The following is a 22,870-nucleotide window of genomic DNA, read 5'->3' as shown; positions in this document are numbered from 1 at the left end:
TCGGGTCTGTAGGATTTCTTCGACGTATTTGAAGGGGGACGAGCCGAGGGCTTTTCGATCCCTATCGGGAGCTTTTTGGCGGGCAAGCTTTTGCGTGTTTAAAAGCCCGCCAAGTTACTTCGCGAAAGCCACAGCGCCTTGCGTCGTTGCCTACAGGTACGCCAGAATCCGCCGGCTTGTGCGGTCCGGAGCCGGTCGGTAACTTGAATCAGGTCACTGATTGTCAGTGATCGGGTTTAGTCGCCCGGCTAAGGTAAAGCGGTCGCATAAGCATCATCAGTCAGGTATCCGCCTGCGCTTGATGGTAGCTGTGCGCTTGGCGTCTTCGGGCGCGCCGGTTTTTGCTTTCCTTGCCGGTCGACTAACTTGCGCACAGCTGCCGCCCTTTCGTTTAGTCGCGAGATGGTTGCCGCCCTACTACAGAAGGGAAGCATCTATGTTCAAACCTAGTCCTAATCCGCCGGGATCTGATCCGGCATCGCCGTCCGCAAATCCTGAATCAAACAACTCCTACGATCCCTCCAAGTGCATCCCTTCAGCCGCCGACATCCGCGCCACCCCACGCAAACTGTGCACGATGTTTTTCGTCAACCCAGAGCTGGATACCGAAACCCTGCTGGCCCATGCCTGTGAGTCGCTAGCCTCGGCCAATGTCATGACCATGGACCTGGCAGATCGCATGGAGGGATCGAGTCGCAATTCGCTGCTGGGCATTGCCCAGGTCATCCTGCTGGGCGAGCTGGCGGTGAATCGGGCGCTGGATCGGATTGATCCGCCTGAGTAGAAAGTAAAAAGCCAAACGAGCACAGCCCGCGGCTCCTACAGATTCATGTCCTCTGCAGGAGCCGCAGGCTGCGATTTTTTCAGCTACTGCGAAAATTTCAGCGCTTGCGCAGCAACACGCTACCAATCGAATAACCGGCGCCGAACGAGCTGAGCACGGCCAGCGAGCCGGCAGGCAGATCGTCCTGGTTCTTGTGGAACGCAATCACCGAACCGGCCGAACTGGTGTTGGCGTAGGTGTCGAGAATCACCGGGGCTTCCTGTTCGGTGGCGTCGCGACCCAGCAGCTTCTTGACGATCAGGTGGTTCATGCTGAGGTTGGCCTGGTGCAGCCAGAAGCGCTTCACATCGCTGATGTTGAGCCGGTTCTCCTGCAGATGCTCGGCGATCAGTTCGGCCACCATCGGGCAGACTTCCTTGAACACCTTGCGGCCTTCCTGCACGAACAGTTTGTCCTTGGCGCCGATGCCCTCTTCCGCCGCGCGGTTGAGGAAGCCGAAGTTGTTGCGGATGTTATTGGAGAACTTGGTCAGCAGCTTGGTGCTGACGATGTCGAACTGGTATCTGGACGTCGCCAGGTCGGCACGTTCGATGATCACCGCGGTGGCGGCATCGCCGAAGATGAAATGGCTGTCGCGGTCACGGAAGTTCAGGTGACCGGTGCAGACTTCCGGGTTGACCATCAGGATCGCCCGGGCCTGGCCCAGTTGCACGCTGTTGGCGGCGGTCTGGATACCGAAGGTCGCCGAAGAGCACGCCACGTTCATGTCGAAACCGAAACCCTGGATGCCCAGCGCTTCCTGGACTTCGATGGCAATGGCCGGGTAGGCACGTTGCAGGTTGGAGCAGGCGACGATCACGCCGTCGATGTCCGCCGCGGTCTTGCCGGCGCGCTGCAAGGCTTGTTCGGCCGCACCGATGGCCATCTGGCAAAGCACCGACCACTCGTCGTTGGTACGCTCCGGCAGGCGTGGGGCCATGCGTTGCGGGTCAAGGATGCCGTCCTTGTCCATGACAAAGCGGCTCTTGATGCCGGAGGCTTTTTCGATGAATGCGGCGCTGGATTCGGTCAGTGCTTGCACTTCACCACGGGCGATGGCATCGGCGTTGTCGGCGTTGAATTGCGCGACGTAGGCATTGAAGGACTGGACCAGCTCTTCGTTGGAAATGCTGCTGGCCGGGGTATACAGGCCGGTGCCACTGATGACGACGTTATGCATGGTCGTGTCTCTGATCTGTTCAGGCTGAAAGTATTGGCACCGTCGTACCAACACACAAAGGGTCTATTCCCATCCCGGGGACACAAACCTGGCATCGCTTTATTCCTGCTCGCTACCGGGTCGAAGGCTCTGGGTTGCGAAACTGGCGTTTATGGTCGCGAAGTTTGCCATAAACCTAATGATTTGGCGCCTTTTGCGAGAGTGATGACATACCTGTGGGAGCGGGCTTGCCCGCGAAGAGGCCATCAAATTCAACATCTATGTTGTCTGACACACCGCTTTCGCGGGCAAGTCGAATCGTCGCACCGCCGCTCCCACAGGTATTGCGCAAGCCCCGGGGCTAGGGTTCTACCTGACTCCACTGCTTGTTCAGCCGCTTGTCGGAGATCGGCACCTTGGTTCCCAGTTGCTGGGCAAACAGCGAAACCCGGTATTCCTCCAGCCACCAGCGATACAGCTCCAGCTGCGGATCGCGCTTGCCTTCCTGGGCGTGTTTGCTGGCGCGGGTCTGGTATTGCGTCCACAGGCCGCTCAGTTCGCCGCTCCAGACCCGGTCGCGCTGCACCTGGGCACCGATTTTTTCGAAGCGCTGCTCGATGGCCTTGAGGTAACGCGGCAACTCCTTGAGCCACTGCATCGGCGTTTCCCGGACAAACCCCGGATACACCAGGTGGCTGAGCTGCTGCTTGATGTCGTTCAGGGCCACGGCTTGCGCCAGATCGATCTTGCCCTTGAAGCGCTTTTGCAAGCCGTGCCAGAGCTTGAGGATTTCCAGGGTCAGCTTCGCCACACGCTCTGCGTGCTCGGTCCAGGCGCCACGCTTGCGTTCAGCCAGGGACGCCAGGCCCGCACCGTCACGAGGCAGCGGGTCTTCGCCTTCCAGAATGCAGCTGTCGAGGCTGGCCAGCAGAATGTCTTCCACCAACGCATCGACACGCCCCATGTCGCGATACAACAGACCCAGTTCGGTCAGGCCCGGCAACTTGCCGCGCAGGAACTTCGCCGATTCGGCCAGTTGCTGCATCAGCAGGCGTTGCAGCGCACGGCGATGCTGGAACTCGGCTTCGGCCGGCGTCGAGAAGCGTCCTTCCTTGACCGTGCCCGCCTCCTCCACCAGCGCCGGATACACCGTCATCGACAGCCCGGCGATCTTCTGCTGGGTTTTCTCGGCGACGGCGGCGAACACTTTCGGCTCCACCGGTTGCTGGCTTTTCGCGGATTGCGGGACCGCCAGCGCAGCCTGGCTGGCTTCGGCGAAACGCGCAGTCAGCTCGGCCAGGTCGCGACCTTCGCCGAGGAACTTGCCCTGGCCGTCGACGATTTCCAGGTTCATCCGCAGATGGCTTTCGACCTGCTGCGCCGCCTCGGTCCAGGCTTCATCGCTGACCCGCGCACCGGTCATGCGCAACAGCTCGCGCCCCAGGGCCTGGGGCAGCGAACCCTCGGCAAAGGTCATGCGCTGCAGGGCCGCCTTGACGAAGTCCGGCACCGGTACGAAGTTCTTGCGCAAGGCCTTGGGCAAGTTGCGCACCAGCGCAATGCACTTGGCTTCGATGACACCCGGCACCAGCCATTCCAGGCGTTCCGGTGGCAGCATCGGCAACAGCGGTGCCGGCACGCGCAGGGTCACGCCGTCCCGTGGGTGGTTGGGTTCGAAGTGGTAGTTGAGGGCCAGTTCCAGATCGCCGATGTGCAGCGTATCCGGGTAGTGCTGGGCGGTGACTTCACTGGCTTCGCGGGCCAGCACGTCCTCTTCGCGCATGATCAGCAGCTGCGGGTCTTTCTGGCTGTTGATCCGGTACCAGCTGTCGAAGGTCGCCGTCTGGTGAATCTCCGCCGGCAGTCGCGCGTCGTAGAAGGCGAACAGGGTTTCTTCGTCGGCGAGAATGTCGCGACGACGGGCCTTGGCTTCCAGTTCGTCGAGTTGCTCCAGCAACTGTTTGTTGGCGGTCAGGCACTTGGCCTTCGACTGGATTTCGCCGCGCACCAGCCCTTCGCGGATGAACAATTCGCGAGACACCACCGGGTCCACCGGGCCGTAATGCACCGGCCGACGGCCGACCACGATCAACCCGAACAGGGTGATCTGCTCAAACGCCACGACCTGGCCGCGCTTCTTCTCCCAGTGCGGTTCGAAATGGTTTTTCTTGATCAGGTGCCCGGCCAGCGGCTCGATCCAGTCGGCGTCGATATTGGCGACCATGCGCGCATAGAGCTTGGTGGTTTCCACCAGTTCGGCGGTCATCAGCCACTGCGGGCGCTTTTTACCGATACCCGACGATGGATGAATCCAGAACCGCCGCTGACGTGCGCCGAGGTAATCGCCCTCTTCGGTTTTCTGGCCGATCTGGCTCAGCAATCCCACCAGCACCGCTTTGTGCAGTTTTGGATAGTCCGCCGGCTCTTTATTGAGGCTCAACTGCATGTCGCGGCAGATCAGGCTCAACTGGCGATGGGAGTCGCGCCATTCGCGCAGGCGCAGGTAATTCAGGAAATTCTTGCGGCACCAGTTGCGCAGCGGGCTGGCGCTCAGGGCCTGGCGCTGCTCTTCGAAACCGCGCCACAGATTGACCAGTCCGGCGAAGTCCGAGTCGGCGTCTTTCCACTGGGCGTGGGCCTGATCCGCCGCTTGCTGACGCTCCGGCGGGCGCTCGCGCGGGTCCTGGATCGACATGGCGCTGGCGACGATCAGCACTTCCTGCAAGCTGCCGAGCTTCGCCGCTTCGAGCAACATGCGGCCCATGCGCGGGTCCACCGGCAGCCGCGCCAGTTGACGGCCGAGCGGCGTCAATTGACTGTTGCGATCCACCGCCGAGAGCTCTTGCAGCAGGTTGAAACCGTCGCTGATGGCCTTGCCATCCGGCGGTTCGATGAACGGGAACGCAGTGATCTCGCCGAGGCGCAGATGCAACATCTGCAAGATGACCGCCGCAAGGTTGGTGCGCAGGATTTCCGGATCGGTGAATTCCGGCCGACCCTGGAAATCCTCTTCGCTGTACAGGCGCACGCAAATGCCCGGCTCGACCCGTCCGCAACGGCCCTTGCGCTGGTTGGCGCTGGCCTGGGAAATCGCTTCGATCGGCAGGCGCTGAACCTTGGCCCGGTAGCTGTAACGGCTGATGCGCGCGGTGCCGCTGTCGATCACATAACGGATGCCCGGCACGGTCAACGAGGTTTCCGCGACGTTGGTCGCCAGCACCACGCGACGGCCCGGGTGCGACTGGAAAATCCGCTGCTGTTCGGCCGGCGACAGGCGCGCGTACAACGGCAGGATTTCGGTGTGCTTGAGCTGGGCCTTGCGCAGCATGTCGGCGGCGTCGCGAATTTCGCGCTCACCCGGCAGGAACACCAGCACGTCACCGGGGCTGCGGCGCTCGCTGCGCTCATAAGCGGCGATTTCGTCGAGGGTGGCGAGAATTGCCTGATCCACTGTCAGGTCATCCTCGACACGATTGCCCTCTTCGTCCTGCTCCAGGGTCAGCGGGCGGTACCAGGTGTCCACCGGAAAAGTACGGCCGGACACTTCGACAATCGGCGCATCGTCGAAGTGTTTGGAGAAGCGCTCCAGGTCGATGGTCGCCGAGGTGATGATGACCTTCAGGTCCGGGCGCCGTGGCAGCAGGGTTTTCAGGTAGCCGAGCAGGAAGTCGATGTTGAGGCTGCGTTCGTGGGCTTCGTCGACGATGATCGTGTCGTAGCGTTCCAGATAGCGGTCGTTCTGGGTTTCCGCCAGCAGGATACCGTCGGTCATCAGCTTGATCAGGGTGTTGGAATCGCTCTGATCCTCGAAGCGCACCTGATAGCCGACCAGCGCGCCCAGCGGCGTGCCGAGCTCTTCAGCCACCCGGCTGGCGACACTGCGCGCAGCGATCCGGCGCGGCTGGGTGTGGCCGATCAAACCGTGTTGGCCGCGACCGATTTCCAGGCAGATCTTCGGCAACTGGGTGGTTTTACCCGAACCGGTTTCGCCGGCGATGATCAGCACCTGGTGCTTTTCCAGGGCTTTCTTGATTTCGTCGCGCTTGGCGGCGATCGGCAGGCTGTCGTCGTAACGAATCACCGGCAGGCTGGCCTTGCGCGCCAGCACCTGATCACAGGACGCCTGCAGGCGCGCCACCCACTGGGCCAGCTTGGCCTCGTCGGGTTTCTTGCGCAGCTCAAGCAACTGCCGCCGCAGCCGGTGACGGTCAGCGAGCATGGCGTGATCGAGGTTTTTCAGCAATTTGTCGATGGAGGGCGATTCGTCGGTCATCGGGTACGCAATTCGGTCGTCTAGTGGCGCAGGGGGCGGATTGTCGCAGATTTAGAGGTTGAGCGAGATCCCTTGTAGGAGCGAGCTTGCTCCGGGCGGCGTTCCGACGATGAGTTCAAGAACGCCACGGGGTGTCAGGTTTCCCGCGTCACCGTTAACGACCATCGCGAGCAAGCTCGCTCCTACAGGGGATGCGTACCGGTGCTACTCGTTATCCAGGCCCTTGCGCCGATACGGGAACACATCAATCACCTTCCCCGCCCGAATCGCCTCTTGCAGGCTCTTCCAGTAATCGGCGTTGTACAACTCGCCATGCAACTGATCGAACAACCGGCGTTGCCCCGAATCGGCAAACAGGAACGGCGGAAACTCTTCCGGGAACACGTCCAGCGGCCCGATCGAATACCAGGGCTCGGAAGCCATTTCGTCCTCCGGGGTGCGCGGTTGCGGGATGTGCCGGAAGTTGGCCTCGGTAAGGAAGCAGATCTCGTCGTAGTCGTAGAACACCACGCGGCCGTGACGGGTCACCCCGAAGTTCTTCAACAGCATGTCGCCGGGAAAGATGTTGGCTGCCGCCAGTTGCTTGATCGCCAGCCCGTAGTCTTCCAGGGCCTCGCGCACCTGCGCCTCGTTGGCGTTTTCCAGGTAGAGGTTCAGCGGGGTCATGCGTCGCTCGGTCCAGCAGTGACGGATCAGTACCGTGTCGTCTTCCACCGACACCGTAGACGGCGCGACTTCCAGCAGCTCCTCCAGGCACGCCGGGTCGAACTTGCTCAGCGGGAAACGAAAGTCGGCGAACTCCTGGGTATCGGCCATGCGCCCGACCCGGTCGACGCTTTTCACCAGACGGTATTTTTCGATCACCGTGGCGCGGTCGACGTTTTTCGACGGCGAGAAACGGTCCTTGATGATTTTGAACACGGTGTTGAAACCCGGCAGGGTGAACACGCTCATGACCATGCCGCGCACACCGGGGGCCATGATGAACTGGTCGTCGGTGTTGGCCAGGTGGTTGATCAGCGCCCGGTAGAACTCCGACTTGCCGTGCTTGTAGAAGCCGATCGAGGTGTACAGCTCGGCTATGTGCTTGCCCGGCAGGATGCGCCGCAGGAAGCCGATGAACTCCGCCGGCACCGGCACATCCACCATGAAATACGAGCGGGTGAAGGAGAAAATGATCGACACGTCCGCCTCGTCGGTGATCAGCGCATCGATCTGGATGCCGCGCCCTTCGAGGTGCAGCAATGGAATTGCCAGCGGCCATTGCTCGTCGGCGGTGTAGATGCGCCCCACCAGGTACGCGCCTTTATTGCGGTACAGCACCGAGGAAAACAGCTCGACGCTCAACTCCGGGTCCTTGCACACCCAATCCGGCAGGTTCTCGCGCAGTTGCGCTTCAAGGCGGCGCAGGTCCCCGGGCAGGTCGGCGTATTCTTCGCTGAAGCGGTAGTCGGCGAAAATGCTCGCGAGCATGGCCGACAATTGGCCTTGCGGCTTGTAGGTACGGGTTTGCGCTGCCCGGGCACGGCGCAGGCTCGGCCGCGTGGTGTGGATGAACATGCAGCCGTCGCTGATCAGGTCATGGCTGAACAGCCCGCAGAAGATCGAGTTGTACCAGGTCTCGGACAGTTCATCGTCGAAGCGCAGGTCGATCAGGCTGATGTAGGCGCTTTTGACCAGCGGCCAGCAGCTGACGTCCAGCGTGTCGGCGTCAAAGGCAGTGCGCAGCCGCTCCACCGTTTCAGCGACCTTTTCTTCGTACAGATTGATTCGTGCCGCCGACGCCGATTGCGTCTCTTGCCACAGGGCCTGCTCGAAGCGGGCCCGGGCGCCGTCGGTGATCTGGCGAAAATGCTCGCGGTAATCGTCAAAGCCATCGAGGATCAAGCGGGCGATGTCGGCGGCTGGCCATTGCTGCGGCATGGTGAGACCTCTGCGGGAATTCGGAAGGCTGAGCTTAGCCAGTGAACCGGGTGCAGGAGAAGCGTAATTTTCCCGCCGCCGCGTCATCGACACCCTGAAGAGTTCAACGTCCGGTTTTCGGTTGCCATCGCCCCCGCACTCAGCAACACTTTCGCCCCTCCCTCAAGGAAGGAACGCACTGTGAACCCCGTCGATATTTTCCGTTTACTGTCCCTGGCGGCCATTTGGGGTGCGAGTTTTCTGTTCATGCGCATCATCGCCCCGGTGATCGGCTCCGTGCCCACCGCATTTTTCCGTGTGTCGATTGCCGCCGCCGGGTTGCTGGTGATTCTTGGCCTGATGCGCATCAGCTGGGATTTCAAAGGCAAACTCAAGACCGTGATGCTGCTCGGGGTGATTAACTCCGGCATCCCGGCGACGCTGTACTCCGTTGCAGCACAGGTGCTGCCCGCCGGTTACTCGTCGATTTTCAACGCCACCACGCCACTGATGGGCGTGCTGATCGGCGGCCTGTTTTTCCATGAAAAACTCACCGCCGCCAAGCTTGGCGGAGTTTTTCTCGGACTGTTCGGCGTCGGCGTGCTGACCCGCGCGGGCCCGGTGGCGTTCGATATCGGGTTGTTGATGGGTGCCGTCGCCTGTCTGCTCGCCACCACGTGCTACGGTTTTGCCGGATTCCTGGCCCGGCGCTGGCTCGATCAGGCCGGTGGTCTGGACAGCCGTTTGTCGGCACTGGGCAGCATGCTCGGCGCGACATTATTCCTGCTGCCGCTGTTCGGTTACAGCGTGATCAGCCAGCCACCGGCGAGCTGGGGCGGCTGGAACGTGTGGCTGTCGCTGCTGGGCCTGGGGCTGGGCTGCACGGCGTTTGCCTACATTATTTACTTCCGGCTGCTGAGCTCGATCGGTCCGGTGAAATCGATGACCACGACCTTCCTGATTCCTCTGTTCGGGGTGTTGTGGGGAGGGTTGTTCCTCGATGAGCCACTGTCCATGGCGCATGTTTATGGCGGGGTGTTGATTGCAGTGGCGTTGTGGCTGGTGTTGAAGCCGGCTGCCGTGAAACCGGGTTTGGTGGCTGACCGGTAGAATTGTTGCGTTTTGGATTACGCCTTCGCGAGCAGGCTCGCTCCCACAGGTTTCGCACAATTGCTGTGGGAGCGAGCCTGCTCGCGAAAGCGGTAGATCAAACACCCACAATCACAAGGCCGAAACACTCATCTCCCCATCCACCAACCGCCGAATCCCCAGCGGATTGGTGTTCTGCAACGCCTCCGGCAGCAGCGCATCCGGATAATTCTGGAAGCACACCGGCCGCAGGAAGCGATCGATCGCCAGGGTGCCGACCGAGGTGCCCCGCGAGTCGGATGTCGCCGGATACGGCCCGCCATGCACCATGGCCTCGCAAACCTCGACCCCGGTCGGATAGCCGTTGAGCAAGATCCGCCCGACCTTTTCCTGCAGCAATTCACCCAGCCAGCGGTACTCCAGCAGTTCATCCGCCTCGCCAATCAGCGTTGCCGTCAGTTGCCCGCGCAGGCCCTGCAGCGCCGCCGCCAACTGCGACCGATCCTCGACCTCGATGACGATGGTGGTTGGCCCGAACACTTCCTCCTGCAGCAATTGATCGCCCTTGAGCAACAGGCTGAAATCGGCCTTGAACACCTGTGGCTGCGCCTGATTGCCCTGTTGCGGCCGGCCTGCCAGATGGGTCAGGCCCGGATGTTCGTGCAGTTCGTCAAGGCCCCGGCTGTAGCTGGCCAGCGTGCCGGCATTGAGCATGGTTTGCGCCGGCTGCTCGTTCATGTTGGCGCAGAATTGCTGCAGGAACTGGCTGAACTGCGGCGAGCGCAAACCAATGACCAGGCCGGGATTGGTACAGAACTGCCCGCAACCCTGGGTCACCGAACCGGCCAGTTGCGCTGCGATCTGCTCACCGCGCACCTTGAGCGCGTCTGGCAGCAGGAACACCGGGTTGATGCTCGACATCTCGGCGAACACCGGGATCGGCTGCGGCCGGTTTGCGGCCATGTGGCTCAAGGCATTGCCACCCTTGAGTGAACCGGTGAAGCCCACCGCCTGAATTGCCGGATGCTTGACCAGCCATTCGCCGACCCCACCGCCATAGATCATGTTGAATACACCGGCCGGCATCGCGGTTTTTTCCGCGGCGCGGATGATCGCGTCAGCCACCCACTCGGCGGTTGCCATGTGCCCGCTGTGGGCCTTGAACACCACCGGGCAACCGGCGGCCAGTGCCGAGGCGGTATCGCCGCCGGCCGTAGAGAATGCCAAGGGGAAGTTGCTGGCACCGAACACCGCGACTGGCCCCAGGGCGATGCGGTACTGACGCAGATCCGGGCGCGGCAGCGGCTGACGATCCGGTAATGCGCGGTCGATGCGCGCACCAAGGAAATCGCCGCGACGCAGTACCTTGGCGAACAGGCGCAACTGACCGCTGGTGCGTGCACGCTCACCCTGGATACGCCCGGCCGGCAACGCCGTTTCGCGGCACACGGTGGCCACGAACTCATCGCCCAGCCCGTCGATTTCATCGGCAATGGCATCGAGAAACCGGGCACGTTTTTCCGCACTCAGGTTGCGGTAGATCGGGTACGCCGCAGCCGCCGCTTTGGCGGCAGCGTCCACTTCGGCTTCGCTGGCCTGGAAGAAGATTCCGGGGAGCGGCTCACCCGTGGTGGCGTCGAGGCTTTGCAGTTGCAGCGTGCCGTTGGCGCTGCGACGACCGCCGATGTAGTTGTGTCCAAGTGGCAACGTCATTGAGGTTTCCTTGTCCGGCCAGCAACGCCGGAGATTGAAGGTTTAAAGCGTGCGCACCTGACCGATGCCCAGCGGCTGGGCGCTTTCGCCGATGCCGTTGACCAGGGGCGCACCAAATTCATCGAGACTGAGATGGAAGCGATCCCCCGGCTGGGTTTTCACCCCGTCGGCAAACGACAGCGTGGCCGTGCCGAAGTAATGCACGTGAACATCGCCGGGACGCAAAAACTGCGCGTACTTGAAGTGATGAAATTCGAGATTGGCCAGGCTGTGGCACATGTTGTCTTCGCCACTGAGAAACTCTTTTTCCCAGATCGTCTGGCCGTCGCGTTTGATGCGGCTGGTGCCGACCAGATGCCTGGGCAGCTCACCGACGCGCAGCTCCGGGCCATAGGAGCAGCAGCGCAGTTTCGAATGGGCGAGGTACAGGTAGTTGCGCCGTTCCATGACGTGGTCGGAGAACTCGTTACCCAGCGCATAACCGAGCCGATACGGCTGGCCGTCGTCGCCGATCACGTACAGGCCGGTCAGCTCCGGCTCTTCACCGGCGTCCTCGGCAAACGGCGGCACCGGGAAATCCGCACCGGGACGCACGACAATGCTGCCGTCGCCCTTGTAGAACCACTCCGGTTGCGCGCCGACCTGCCCCGCATCCGGCTTGCCACCCTCCAGCCCCCACTTGAACATGCGCATGGTGTCGGTCATGCCGGCTTCGACTGCGCCGTCGTACTGGTGCATTTTGTCCCGCGTTGCCGCACTGCCAAGATGGGTCAGGCCGGTGCCGCTGATCAGGCAATGGGCCGGGTCTTCATGGTCCAGCGGCGGCAGGACTCTGCGCTGCTGCAACAGCTGCGCGTAATCCGGACCGGGTTCGCTGCCGCGCCGGGCGACTTCTTCCTGCAGGCTACGTCCGCCGCGAATGGCGGCCAGCGCCAGTTCACGGGTGCTGCGGGTATCACACAACACCTGGAGACGAGCCCCTTCAACCAAGCCGACCTGGCGTTGCCCGGCAGTGTTTTCAAATTGAATCAGGCGCATGTCGGCCCTCCGCAAAGTCGTGGTTGGCGCCACCCGACGGCGGCGCCTCAAGGTCATTCGATGATGTTGAATTCGCTCAAATACTCATCGGATATTTCCAGGCCCAGGCCCGGCTTGTGGTCGTCGAGCTGGATGTAGCCGTTGACCGGCTGCGGCTCGCCCTTGAACACGTAGTAGAAGAGTTCGTTGCCGACTTCGACGTCGAACACCGGGAAGAACTCGGCCATCGGCGAGGCGGTGGTGGACATGGTCAGGTGGTAGTTGTGCATCTGCCCGGCGTGGGGAATCACCGGGACCGACCAGGCTTCGGCCATGGCGTTGATCTTGCGCGCGGCGGTGATGCCGCCGACGCGGTTGGTGTCGTACTGGATCACGTCGACGGCGCGGCGTTCCAGCAGGTCCTTGAAGCCGTAGGAGGTGAACTCGTGTTCGCCGCCGGAGATGGGCATGATCCCCATTTTTTTCAGCTCGACGTAACCCTCGATGTCGTCGGCGATCACCGGTTCTTCCAGCCAGCGCGGTTCGAACTCGGCCAGTTTCGGCAACATGCGCCGGGCATATTCCAGGGTCCAGCCCATGTAGCATTCGAGCATGATGTCGACGTCGGGACCGGCCAGTTCACGCAGGGCTCGCACTTGTTCGATGTTGCGACGCATGCCCGCCGGACCGTCTTTGGGGCCATAGCCGAAACGCATTTTCAGCGCGGTGAAACCCTGGCTCAGATAACCCTGGGCTTCTTCTAGGAACAGGTCGAGATTGTCGTTGGCGTAGAGCTTGGAGGCGTAGGTCCAGATCTTCTCTTTGGTGCGCCCGCCCAACAGCTTGAACACCGGTTTGTTCACCGCCTTGCCCATGATGTCCCAGATCGCGATATCGATGGCCGAGATCGCCGCCATGCCGATGCCCTTGCGGCCCCAGGCGTGGCTCTGGCGGTACATTTTCTGCCAGATGTATTCGTTGTCGAACGGGTCTTCGCCGATGGCGATCGGTGCCAGGTAGGTGTCGATGATTTCCTTGGCCACACGCGGCGCCAGTGCGCAGTTACCGATGCCGACCAGGCCGGTGTCGGTCTCGACTTCCACCACCAGCCAGCCATGGAAACGGAACGAGCCCATGGCGTCGCCGCGCTCGAACAGGATGTCGCTGGCGTTGGTGCAGAAGTGTGCCTGGGGCGGGACGACTTTGCCTTTCCACTCGAATACACGGGTACGGATCGCTTTGATTTTCATGAATACAGTTCCTTGCTAACGCGGTGATCAGCCAACCTGAGCCGGTGTGAGCTGCGAGGGGGATTTAGGGGTGTGGGTGGTGCGAAGTCGGGACAGCAGGATGGCGCCGATAATGCCCACCACGGCCAGGGCGAACATGCCGGCACGAGGGTCTGCAAAACTGCTTTCCATCACGGTCTTCAGGTTCGGCGCGACGAAGCCGCCAAGGTTGCCGATGGAGTTGATCAGGGCGATCCCGCCCGCCGCCGCGGCACCGCTGAGGTAGCTGGTGGGGATGGTCCAGAACAATGGCTGCACCGAGACGAAACCGGCCGCGGCGAAGCAGAACGCGAGCACCACCGGCACCATGCTCGAGCCCAGCGCGGAAGCGGCGATGCCGAGGGCGGCCATGGTCAGCATGCACACGGCGAGACGGCGGTGCTGGCCGGTGCGGTCGGCATAACGAGTGACCAGGCGGGTCACGATGAGCGCGCAGACCCAGGGGATTGCAGTGATCAGGCCGACATTGAGGCCGACATGCCCGTCGAGCAGGCCGGCGATGCGCGTCGGCAGGTAGAACACCACGCCGTACACGCTCATCTGGATGGTGAAATACGCCAGGCAGAATTGCAGCACCCGAGGGTTGCGCAAGGCGCTGAGAAAACCGTGGGGGCTGCTGTGTTTTTTCTGCGCGTCCTCGTCCGCCAGCGCTGTTTCCAGCGCCCGCTTTTCTTCAACGCTGAGCCAGGTGGCCTCGGCCGGACGGTTGACCAGGTAGAAGTACGCGGCGATGCCGACCACCGATGCCATCAGGCCTTCGACCACGAACAGCCATTGCCAGTTGGTCAGGCCGAACACGCCGTGGAAATCCAGCAACCAGCCGGACAACGGGCTGCCCAATACCAGCGCCAGCGGCAGGCCGAAATAGAACAGGCCCAACGCCTGGCCACGGCTCTGCGCCGGGAACCAGTAGGTGAGGTACAGGATGATCCCCGGGAAGAACCCGGCTTCGGCCACCCCCAGCATGAAGCGCAGCACGTAGAACGTCTGGGCGTTGTGGGCAAACATCATCGCCGCCGACACCAGGCCCCAGGTGACCATGATCCGGCACAGCCAGACCTTGGCGCCGAGGCGGTGCAGCATGTAGTTGCTCGGCACTTCGAAGCACGCATAACCGATGAAGAAGATGCTCGCGCCAAAGGCAAACGCGGCATCGCCCAACCCGGTATCGGCTTGCAGCGCTGCTTTGGCGAAGCCGACGTTGGAGCGGTCGATGAACGCCAGGATGTACATCAGGATCAGAAACGGCAGCAGGCGAAGCCGGCTTTTGGAGATAGCGCTTGACAGCGCCAGGACGGAATCTGGACGGGTCATGTGAGTGTTCCTTTGCTGCCGGTATGTGCCTTGCGGAAGTGACAAGGCGGGCTTTTTGTAGTTGTCATTCGCCTGATCGCAGTGGCCGGGAGTGCCCGGTTGCGTTCATTCGATGGAGCGACTTTAGCCAGCGCAAAGGGCTGCGGATAATCACTTATGCATATCCGGCGATAACCTGGGGTGATAGCAATAACCGGTTATTCAGTGGATAGGGTTATCAGCCACACACAAAACAAATGCGGGAGCGGGCTTGCTCGCGAATGCGGAGGGTCAGTCGACACAGTTGTCGTCTGACCCTCCGCATTCGCGAGCAAGCCCGCTCCCACAGGGGATTTTCGTTGTTTTGGAAATCCTGGTGTCAGTGGCGGTTGTGCCCCATCCGGCACGCAATCTCGAACGCCTGTCGGATGGCTCCGACATTGGCCTTGCCCTGCCCGGCTATATCAAATGCGGTGCCATGGGCCGGGGTGGTGATCGGGATCGGCAAACCGCCCTGTACCGTCACGCCACGGGAGAAGCCCATCAGCTTGATCGCGATCTGGCCCTGGTCGTGGTACATGGTCACCACCGCGTCGAAGGCACTGGCATCGCCCTGGACCTTGAGGAAAATCGTATCGGCCGGATAGGGCCCGTCCGCCGCGATCCCCAGCGCCTGCGCCGAGCGGACCGCCGGGCCGATGATGTCCAGCTCTTCGCGACCGAACGAGCCGTTGTCGCCGTTGTGCGGGTTCAAGCCGCACACACCGATCCGCGGTTTTTCCAGGCCGTTGCGCTTGAGCGCCGTGTCGATCAGTTGAATCGCTTCCACCACCCGTTGCTGGCTGAGCAGGCCCGGCACATCGGCCAGGGCCACGTGGGAGGTCACCCGTGAAGTCCACAGATTGTCGAGCACGTTGAACTCGCAGAACGGCCCGTGGAAATCCAGCAGTTCGGCAAACCAGTGCAGTTCGTCGCTGTGGGCCATGCCGGCCATGTGCAACGAGGTCTTGTTCAACGGGCCGAACAACACCGCATCGGTCGTGCCGGCTTCGGTCAGGCGCAGGGCTTGCTCCAGGGTGTCGAGGCTGTAGCGACCGCCGATGACGCTGGCCTCGCTGCGCGGAAATTCGCCCACTGTGTCGCCGCGAAAGTCATAGAACAGCGGCGTGTCGTCGACGAATGCCAGATGCTCCAGGGACTCGACGCGACGATAGGGAAACTCCATCCCGGCGATGCGCATGCCGCGACGCATTTCCGCCTCGTCGGCGATCAGGATCACGTTGGCCTGGCGCCGCACTTCGGGCTCGCCGAGCAGGCGGGCGATCAACTCCGGGCCGATGCCCGCCGGGTCGCCAAGGACCATCGCGATAGTGGATTTGCTCATGCTTCACTCCTCAAGGGTTCAGGCTGCGCCCGGTCAATGGCGCAAGGCTCGCAGCGATAGACCCGCTGCGCATTGCTGTAGAAAAGTCGCTCCTGATCGGCCGCTGACAGATCGGCGACGATGGATTTGAAACCGCTGTAGATGTCGTCGAACGAGCCGCACAGGCTGTCCACGGGGAAGTTGCTGGCGAACATCGCCCTGTGGCTGCCAAACATCGCGATGACTTCGCGCACGATCCAGGCGTTGTCCTTGGCGCGCCAGCGCTGGCCGCCCTGCCCCAGGCCGGAGATCTTCACCTGCACGTTTGGCCACCGGGCCAGCCGCGCCATCGCCAGACGCCAACCCGCCAGGCCTTCGGCGCTACGGTCGTTGGGCAAACCGGCGTGGTTGAGAATCAGTGTGATGCCGGGGAAATCCCGGGCCAGCCGTTCGGCTTCGTGCAGGTTCCACCACGGTGTCTGCAGGTCGAAATGCAGGCCCAGCCCTTCGAGCGCGGCATAGCTGCGGCGCCAGTGTTCATCGCTCATCAGGCTGCGCATGTGCCCCACCTGCGCCGGCGCGATCGGGCCACCGGGCTTGTGGCGCACACTGCGCACATGCTTGAAGCGCGCCTGTTCGGTGAGCACATCGATGGCGTCCGGGTGATCGAGCCAGGCCTGCGCCACAACTGCGTTTGGCACGCCGTAGCGCGCGGCCAGTTGCTCGATGAAGCGGGTTTCGCCAATCGGGTCCTGCGGGTTCCACTCCGTCTCGACGTACACCGTTTGCACCACCCGATGCCCGCCGGCGTCGGCGAAGTAATCCTCAGGAAAATAGCGGCGCTTGATGGCGCTGTAATCACCGTAGCGAAACGGGATATTGGCCTCGGGCGCGAGCCACGGGTGATCGTTGACGCCCGGGTCCCAGAAGTGATGATGGGCGTCGATGATCGGACCGTCCCACAATGCATCAGGCATGACGCACCTCATCCAGGCTGATGAACAACGTCGCCAGCACGAAGACTGCCGAGCACGCCGCGAAGAACCCCAGCACCGGGGCAAAACCACCGGCCGCTTGCAGGATCACGCCCACCAGGATGGGCACCGCAATGCCGCCCGTGCTGCCGGCCATGTTCATCACGCCGCCGATCAAGCCGACCCTCGCCGGTGCCGCCAGCAGTGCCGGGAAACTCCAGTAGAGGCTGCCCCACATCAGGAAAAATGCGGTCATGGCCAGCAACGCCACCGCTGCAAAAGGATTGCCCAGGGTCGGCAGCAACAGGAATGCGCCAAGGGCCACCAGCCCGGAAAACGCCAGCAGGCTCTTGACCGCCACCCCGCGACTCACACCCTTGCGGATCAAACCATCGCAGAGGAAACCACCGGTCAACGAGCCGAGTGCGCCACACAGGAAAATCACGAAGGTCGCCGCGCCAATGCCCTTGATATCGAAGCCGCGGGCCTGGGCCAGGTAACTCGGACCCCAGGTCAACAGGCCGAAATACACCATCGCCCAACTGGCCCGGCCGATCAGCAAAGCGCTCAGGGAACGGGCCGCGATGCCCAGGCCTTTGACCGGCGCGCGCGCGGCTTCGGCAGCCGGTGTGGCGCGGCCGGCGTTGATCTTTGCCAGCTCCACCTCATTGACCTGCGGGTGACTGGCCGGGTCATCGCGCAGGTAACGCCGCGCCAGCCAGGCCAGCACCAGGGTGGCAATGCCGGCAATCACGAACGCCAACCGCCAGGAGTCCAGCGAGGCAATCAGCCAGGCAATGATCAAGCCGCCAAGGGCCACGCCCAACGGGCTGCCGCTGTCCATCAAGACCGCACCGCGACTGCGCTCGCTCGGTGCCAGCCACAGGGAAATCAGCTTGCCGCCCGAGGGGAACAGCGGTGCTTCGGCGGCGCCCAGTGCAACCCGGGCAAACAGCAATGACAAGCCGCCGGTAGCAAACGCCGCCAGCACCTGAAAGGTGCCCCACAACCCGGTGGACCAACTGATGACCCGATGCGGACCATAGCGATCGATCAACCAGCCGCCGGGAATCTGCAACAACGCATAAGCCCAGAAGAAGCTGCTGAGGATCAGCCCTTGCAGGCTCGGCGACAGGGAGAATTCATGGGCGATGGTCGGCATTGCGATGGACAGCGACACCCGGTCGATCAGGTTGACCATGGTCAACGCGAAGATGATCGCGAAGATCCGCCAGCGCACGCTGCTGGCCTTGCCAACGTGGGTCTGCGCGTTTGCTGCGGCCTGGGGCGGGATGACGTCGCCGCTCAGGTTCAGGGATGCACTGGAACGAGCCATGGTGCGTGCCTCTTTTATTATTTTTGTCGGAACAGCGGCGCCGCGTCCTCGCGGCGTTTCGAGCACTATCGAAGGCCCGGTGATAACCGTCTAATCAAAACTTGAAATCAGGCGATAGCCTCGGGTTATGTCATGCCCTGCTTTCAACGACCTTTCAACGTTGACACGCATTTCTTTGTGCAGGAGCAAGTTTGCTTGCGATGGTCTCCAGGGAAAACGCGTGTTTCCTGCATTGACTCAGCGTCCTTGGGTTCATCGCGAGCGAGCTCGCTCCTACAAAAGTCCTGCTTCGTTTGCCGAGCTATAACCCCAGGCTATCGGTGTATGTATTGTTTTGACTAGACGCCGCGCCCGCAGCTTCACACACTCAGGCCAGGCTTGCGGCTCTACCGCTCAGACAAGTCACTTATAACAACTACAAAAACGAGGCTCTTCCATCATGCGAAATGCATTCGTCCGTCGCACATCCCGTCTGTTTCTCGGTTGTACCCTGATCGCCGCCAGCGCCCTTCCCGCTCTCGCTCACGCCGCCTGGCAACCGGACAAAAACGTCGAAATCGTCGTCGCCGGTGGTCCCGGTGGCGGCACCGACCAGCTCGGTCGCCTGATCCAGTCGATCATCACCACGCACAAGTTGCTCGACGTGAACACCATCGTCCTGAACAAGGGCGGCGGCAACGGCGCCGAAGCCTTTCTCGACCTGAAAATGAGCAAGGGCGACGCCGACAAGCTGGTGATCGGCACCAATAACATCTACCTGCTGCCGCTGGTGTCCAAGCTCGGCTACGAATGGCAGGAACTGACCCCGATTGCCGCCGTGGCCGAGGATGACTTCATTCTCTGGAGCTACAAAGGCGCGCCGTGGAAAGACGCGAAAAGCTTCTACGAAGCGGTCAAGGCCGACCCGTCGAACCTGCGCATGGGCGGCAGCCAGTCCAAGGACGTCGACCAGACCCTGACCCTGCTGCTGAACCAGACCAACAACAGCAAACTGGTGTACATCCCGTTCAAGAGCGGCAGCGAGGCCGCGACCCAACTGGCCGGCAAGCACATTGCTGCCAACGTCAACAATCCCAGCGAAAGCATCAGCCAGTGGCGTGGCGATCAAGTCGAGCCGTTGTGCGTATTCAGTAAAGAGCGCATGGGCTATACCGACAAGGTCGCCGGCGACAAATCCTGGGCCGACGTGCCGACCTGCCACGAACAAGGCCTGGGCATCGATCAGTATCGCTTCCCGCGCACCGTGTTCATGCCCGGCGACGTCACTGCCGAACAGCGTGCGTTCTATGTCGACCTGATGCGCAAAGTCACCCAGACCGACGAGTTCAAAGCCTACGTCAAGCAGAACGCCTTGGTGCCGACCTTCCTTGAAGGCGAGCCGCTGACCGCCTACATCGAACAGGACACTGCCCGTGTTACTCCGGTGTTCAAAGAAGCCGGCTGGCTGAAAAACTAAAGTCGTCGCGGCCGCTCGCCTGCGGGCGGCCGCGGCCCGCTGGAGGTATTTTCATGTCCCATTCTTCGGATTCACCGGCGCTGGTCGGCACCCGCTGGGTCGAACTCGGCCTGGCACTGTTCACCACCCTGATCGGCGCGGTGGTGATGTACGGCAGCGTCGAACAAGGCATCGGCTGGGGTGATGCCGGCCCCGAGCCGGGTTACTTTCCTTTCTACATCGGCCTGCTGCTATGCGCCGCGAGCATCGCCAACGGTGTGTTGGCCCTGGTGCGCTGGCAAGCCTTGAGCGTGGCCTTCGTCAGTCGCGATGCGTTCAGACAAGTGTTGTCGGTGTTCGTGCCGATTGCACTGTTCGTCGGCGCCATGCCCTTTACCGGTATCTACCTCGCTTCGGCAGCGTTCATTGCCTGGTTCATGTGGCGGGACAAGGTCCGCGCCAAGCCTTACGGCAAATGGATGATCGGCAGCGTGTCCCTGGGCGCGGTGCTGGCCAGTTACCTGATTTTCGCGCTGTGGTTCAAAGTGCCGCTGGATGCCGGCCCGATGGGCGACTGGATTGCCCTGGCCGGGAGAACCTTCAAATGAGCGAATTCGATTCCCTGCTGCAAGGCATGAACCTGATCCTCACGCCGGGCCATATCGGCCTGATGGTGATCGGCGTGCTGCTGGGTATTCTGGTCGGCGTGCTGCCCGGCCTCGGTGCCCCCAATGGCGTGGCGTTGCTGCTGCCGCTGACGTTCACCATGTCGCCGGTGTCGGCGATCATCCTGTTGTCGTGCATGTATTGGGGCGCGCTGTTCGGCGGTTCGATCACCTCGATCCTGTTCAATATTCCCGGTGAACCCTCATCGGTGGCGACCACCTTCGACGGCTACCCGATGGCCCGCGAAGGACGCGCCGCCGAAGCCCTGACCGCCGCGTTCAGCTCGGCCCTGATCGGCGCCCTGTGCGGTGTATTGCTGCTGACGTTCCTGTCGACGCGGATTGCCCAGTTCGCCATGTCCTTCAGCTCGCCGGAGTTCTTCGCGGTGTACCTGTTGGCGTTCTGCACCTTCATCGGCATGAGCAAGAACCCGCCGCTGAAAACCGTGGTGGCGATGATGATCGGTTTCGCCATGGCCGCCGTCGGCATGGACACCGTATCGGGCAACCTGCGCCTGACCTTCGACCAGCCGATCCTGATGACCGGCATCAGCTTTGAAGTGGCGGTGATCGGTCTGTTCGGCATCGGTGAAATCCTCTGCACCGTCGAAGAAGGCCTGGTGTTCCGTGGCGAGCATGCGCGGATCACGCCGATGGTCATCCTGCGCACCTGGGCCAAATTGCCGCGTTACTGGTGGACGATCGTGCGCAGCACTCTGGTCGGTTGCTGGATGGGCATCACCCCTGGCGGGCCGACGGCCGCCTCGTTCATGAGCTACAGCCTGGCACGGCGTTTCTCGAAGAACCGCGACAACTTCGGCAAGGGTGAAATCGAAGGCGTGATCGCCCCGGAAACCGCCGACCACGCGGCCGGCACCAGTGCCCTGTTGCCGATGCTGACCCTGGGCATTCCCGGTTCGGCAACCGCTGCGGTGATGCTCGGTGGCCTGATGATCTGGGGCCTGCACCCGGGGCCGACGCTGTTTGTCGAGCAACACGATTTTGTCTGGGGCCTGATCGCCAGCATGTACCTGGGCAACGTGGTGAGCCTGATCGTGGTGCTGGCCACCGTGCCGTTGTTCGCCTCGATCCTGCGCATTCCGTTCTCGATCATCGCGCCGATCATCATCATGGTCTGCGCCATCGGTGCCTACTCGGTGCACAACGCGTTCTTCGACGTGGTGCTGATGCTGGGCTTCGGTGCGCTGGGTTATCTGTTCAAGAAACTCGGCTACCCGATTGCGCCGCTGGTGTTGGCGGCGGTGCTGGGCGACAAGGCGGAAGATGCCTTTCGCCAGTCGATGCTGTTCTCCGATGGGCACCTGGGGATTTTCTGGTCCAATCCGTTGGTGGGCAGCCTGACCACGGCGGCGCTGCTGATGCTGTTCTGGCCGTTGATTGCCAAAGCGCTGCAAACCCTGATCGGCCTGCGCAAATCCCATGTCGCCAAGGCAAAATCGGTGCTGTGACACGGCAATGCTGGCAACGCCTGGCATTTGTTGTCAGGCTTGCCGCAGTCTTTCTTGCGAGTCGAGCCCATGACCCGAACTCCCGATGTTCGAATTCCAGAAGCTAATGTAATCCACAGTCGACTGCGCCTGCGCCAACTGCGGTTGATGCTGGCGTTGCAGGAGTTCGGCTCGTTGCGCCGCGCCGCCGACCACATCGGCATGACCCAACCGGCCGCAACGAAAATGCTCCATGAAGCCGAGGACCTGCTGGGCGTCGAACTGTTCGAACGCCTGCCTCGGGGCATGCGCTCTACCCCGTTCGGGGAAACGGTCATTTACTACGCGCGCATGGTGTTCGCCGAACTCAGCGGCATGCGCGAAGAACTGGTCGCACTCGAATCCGGCAACCTTGGCCGGGTCGCGGTCGGGGCCATTCCGGCGCTGGCTTCGGGGCTGCTGACGCGCACCATCGCCACCTTGAAACAAAGCCATCCACGCTTGTCGATGAGCATTCAGGTCGACACCAGCGACGTGCTGGTGCAGGCCCTTTTACAGGATCAACTGGATATCGTGCTGGGGCGGATTCCGGCCGGCGCCCGGGCGGAGGAGTTGCTGTTCGACAGCCTCGGCGAGGAAGCGCTGTGCGTGATTTCCGGTGCACAGAATCCACTGGCCAACGCCACCCAACTGAGCTGGGCCGAACTGCAGAACATGACCTGGGTGCTGCAACAGCAGCCCAGCCCGATGCGCGCGATCATCAATCAGGTGTTCCACAACGCGAGGGTCGATATTCCGAGCAGCATCGTCGAAACCACATCGATCATGACCTTGCTGTCGTTGATTCAGCAGACCGACATGCTCGGCGTCACGCCGTTGTCGGTGGTCGAGGATTACCCCGGCCGCGATTTGCTCGCGGTGCTGCCGATCAAGTTCGAGGCCCGGCTGCCCCCCTTCGGGCTGATCACCCGGCGCCACCGCATTCAGTCGTCGGCAATGCAGGCGTTCATGAATTCGGTGCGGGCCGAGCACGCACTGGCCAAATGAAAAAAAGGCCCGGAGCATGGCTCCAGGCCCTTTCGGGTTTGCAC

Annotated in this window: 16 protein-coding genes; 6 read left to right on the top strand and 10 right to left on the bottom strand. The window is 62.1% G+C overall.

Annotated elements, in window-relative coordinates:
* Positions 1 to 436 precede the first annotated feature (436 nt).
* Positions 437 to 784 carry a DUF6124 family protein gene (locus ACLD1X_RS11085; RefSeq protein ID WP_429367554.1) on the top strand — a complete coding sequence of 116 codons (348 nt, stop codon included), beginning with the start codon at positions 437 to 439 and terminating at the stop codon, positions 782 to 784.
* A gap of 97 nt (positions 785 to 881) precedes the next feature.
* Here ACLD1X_RS11085 and ACLD1X_RS11080 read toward each other — a convergent pair whose 3' ends face one another.
* The 3 genes from ACLD1X_RS11080 to aceK all read right to left on the bottom strand — a co-directional run bounded on the left by ACLD1X_RS11080 (position 882) and on the right by aceK (position 8,178).
* Positions 882 to 2,003: a beta-ketoacyl-ACP synthase III gene (locus ACLD1X_RS11080; RefSeq protein WP_429367552.1), complete on the bottom strand. Its 1,122-nt coding sequence runs from the start codon at positions 2,001 to 2,003 to the stop codon at positions 882 to 884.
* A gap of 340 nt (positions 2,004 to 2,343) precedes the next feature.
* Positions 2,344 to 6,255, bottom strand: coding sequence for an ATP-dependent RNA helicase HrpA (gene hrpA / locus ACLD1X_RS11075; protein ID WP_429367550.1), 3,912 nt, complete (start codon positions 6,253 to 6,255; stop codon positions 2,344 to 2,346).
* 204 nt (positions 6,256 to 6,459) lie between these two features.
* Complete coding sequence (gene aceK, locus ACLD1X_RS11070) at positions 6,460 to 8,178, bottom strand: bifunctional isocitrate dehydrogenase kinase/phosphatase (RefSeq protein ID WP_429367548.1); 1,719 nt, start codon at positions 8,176 to 8,178, stop codon at positions 6,460 to 6,462.
* A 180-nt stretch (positions 8,179 to 8,358) separates the two neighbouring features.
* Between aceK and ACLD1X_RS11065 the strand changes: the two genes are divergently transcribed.
* On the top strand, positions 8,359 to 9,267 hold the full coding sequence (locus tag ACLD1X_RS11065; RefSeq protein ID WP_429367546.1) for a DMT family transporter: 909 nt from the start codon (positions 8,359 to 8,361) through the stop codon (positions 9,265 to 9,267).
* A gap of 111 nt (positions 9,268 to 9,378) precedes the next feature.
* Here ACLD1X_RS11065 and ACLD1X_RS11060 read toward each other — a convergent pair whose 3' ends face one another.
* The 7 genes from ACLD1X_RS11060 to ACLD1X_RS11030 all read right to left on the bottom strand — a co-directional run bounded on the left by ACLD1X_RS11060 (position 9,379) and on the right by ACLD1X_RS11030 (position 18,231).
* Positions 9,379 to 10,959: an aldehyde dehydrogenase (NADP(+)) gene (locus tag ACLD1X_RS11060; protein ID WP_429367544.1), complete on the bottom strand. Its 1,581-nt coding sequence runs from the start codon at positions 10,957 to 10,959 to the stop codon at positions 9,379 to 9,381.
* Positions 10,960 to 11,001: 42 nt separating this feature from the next.
* Positions 11,002 to 11,997, bottom strand: a complete 996-nt coding sequence (gene araD1 / locus ACLD1X_RS11055; RefSeq protein WP_429367542.1) for an AraD1 family protein — start codon at positions 11,995 to 11,997, stop codon at positions 11,002 to 11,004.
* 53 nt (positions 11,998 to 12,050) lie between these two features.
* Entirely contained in the window at positions 12,051 to 13,226 is a 1,176-nt protein-coding gene (locus ACLD1X_RS11050; RefSeq protein ID WP_429367540.1) for an L-rhamnonate dehydratase, read from the bottom strand.
* A 27-nt stretch (positions 13,227 to 13,253) separates the two neighbouring features.
* Positions 13,254 to 14,579, bottom strand: coding sequence for an MFS transporter (locus tag ACLD1X_RS11045; protein WP_008016254.1), 1,326 nt, complete (start codon positions 14,577 to 14,579; stop codon positions 13,254 to 13,256).
* A gap of 358 nt (positions 14,580 to 14,937) precedes the next feature.
* The gene (locus ACLD1X_RS11040; protein ID WP_429367537.1) at positions 14,938 to 15,942 is read right to left on the bottom strand and encodes a 4-hydroxythreonine-4-phosphate dehydrogenase PdxA; all 1,005 of its coding nucleotides are present in this window, start codon (positions 15,940 to 15,942) and stop codon (positions 14,938 to 14,940) included.
* Entirely contained in the window at positions 15,939 to 16,898 is a 960-nt protein-coding gene (locus ACLD1X_RS11035; RefSeq protein WP_429367535.1) for an amidohydrolase family protein, read from the bottom strand. The genes ACLD1X_RS11040 and ACLD1X_RS11035 overlap by 4 nt, the downstream gene beginning before the upstream one ends.
* The gene (locus ACLD1X_RS11030; RefSeq protein ID WP_429367533.1) at positions 16,891 to 18,231 is read right to left on the bottom strand and encodes an MFS transporter; all 1,341 of its coding nucleotides are present in this window, start codon (positions 18,229 to 18,231) and stop codon (positions 16,891 to 16,893) included. The genes ACLD1X_RS11035 and ACLD1X_RS11030 overlap by 8 nt, the downstream gene beginning before the upstream one ends.
* Positions 18,232 to 18,670: 439 nt before the next feature.
* Between ACLD1X_RS11030 and ACLD1X_RS11025 the strand changes: the two genes are divergently transcribed.
* The 4 genes from ACLD1X_RS11025 (at position 18,671) to ACLD1X_RS11010 (ending at position 22,826) form a co-directional block, all read left to right on the top strand.
* Complete coding sequence (locus tag ACLD1X_RS11025) at positions 18,671 to 19,687, top strand: Bug family tripartite tricarboxylate transporter substrate binding protein (protein ID WP_008015954.1); 1,017 nt, start codon at positions 18,671 to 18,673, stop codon at positions 19,685 to 19,687.
* Positions 19,688 to 19,740: 53 nt separating this feature from the next.
* Complete coding sequence (locus ACLD1X_RS11020) at positions 19,741 to 20,274, top strand: tripartite tricarboxylate transporter TctB family protein (RefSeq protein ID WP_429367531.1); 534 nt, start codon at positions 19,741 to 19,743, stop codon at positions 20,272 to 20,274.
* On the top strand, positions 20,271 to 21,800 hold the full coding sequence (locus ACLD1X_RS11015; protein WP_429367529.1) for a tripartite tricarboxylate transporter permease: 1,530 nt from the start codon (positions 20,271 to 20,273) through the stop codon (positions 21,798 to 21,800). The genes ACLD1X_RS11020 and ACLD1X_RS11015 overlap by 4 nt, the downstream gene beginning before the upstream one ends.
* A 69-nt stretch (positions 21,801 to 21,869) precedes the next feature.
* Positions 21,870 to 22,826, top strand: coding sequence for a LysR family transcriptional regulator (locus ACLD1X_RS11010; RefSeq protein WP_429367527.1), 957 nt, complete (start codon positions 21,870 to 21,872; stop codon positions 22,824 to 22,826).
* The last annotated feature ends 44 nt before the right edge of the window (positions 22,827 to 22,870 follow it).

It is taken from the genome of Pseudomonas sp. 18173, from assembly GCF_050432945.1.
Lineage (GTDB): Bacteria > Pseudomonadota > Gammaproteobacteria > Pseudomonadales > Pseudomonadaceae > Aquipseudomonas.
This window is presented reverse-complemented; position numbering and strand designations above follow the sequence as displayed.